The sequence below is a fragment of the Thalassotalea litorea genome (genome assembly GCF_005843925.1).
GTDB classification, from domain to species: Bacteria; Pseudomonadota; Gammaproteobacteria; order Enterobacterales; family Alteromonadaceae; genus Thalassotalea_A; species Thalassotalea_A litorea_A.
In genome coordinates this window covers 1-599 of record NZ_VCBC01000043.1, presented here as the reverse complement: position 1 = coordinate 599, position 599 = coordinate 1, and the positions used below count along the sequence as shown (strand labels likewise).

Sequence of the window (599 nt, the reverse complement as noted above, 5' to 3'; positions counted from 1 at the left end):
TCGCTCGTTAAAGACGTCCACTTAACTGAAAAACTATGTCATTTATTAATCGTCTACAAGTGGTAAATCAAGTTTCTTGCTTATTAAATCGTCTAAAACCAAGTAGTTGCTCAAGCCCCACGTACCTATATTTTGTTTTGGTTTTGTTAGCTCAATTCCATTTTCGTCCAGATATTTTTTAAAAGGCACATCATAAAAACACCATTCATCTGCGCAAGAGGAATCTGGCAAATGCATGTTTGCAATTATTGGCATATAGCCTCTACTGAAACCCAACCGATTAACAAATAATGGTTCGCACATTAGCTTTTTAGAACTTAAATTAACCAGATTTTCAGCATCGTTCGTTATGAAATCATAAATGTATATTTTGATACAGTTGTCGAATCCGCCGACAGAGGCTGATAAAGAAATAATTTGTCCAAAAATGAACTTATTCTCAGGGTAAGCTAGACGAAAAACATCACCTACTTTTAATCGTTTGCGATACGGCACCTGCCTGAGCATATTGGTTGTTGGCAATTCCATAGTGCTTTTCTATTAATTAGTCCTTTGTTCGCTGACTTAGAGTCAAATACGAATTCATGCTCGAACGGCTG

At 36.4% G+C, this 599-nt stretch carries 1 protein-coding gene; it reads right to left on the bottom strand.

The window, feature by feature from the left end:
- Window positions 1-45: 45 nt before the first annotated feature.
- Window positions 46-528, bottom strand: a complete 483-nt coding sequence (locus tag FE810_RS17010; RefSeq protein WP_138321871.1) for an Imm26 family immunity protein — start codon at window positions 526-528, stop codon at window positions 46-48.
- Between the last annotated feature and the right edge of the window lie 71 nt (window positions 529-599).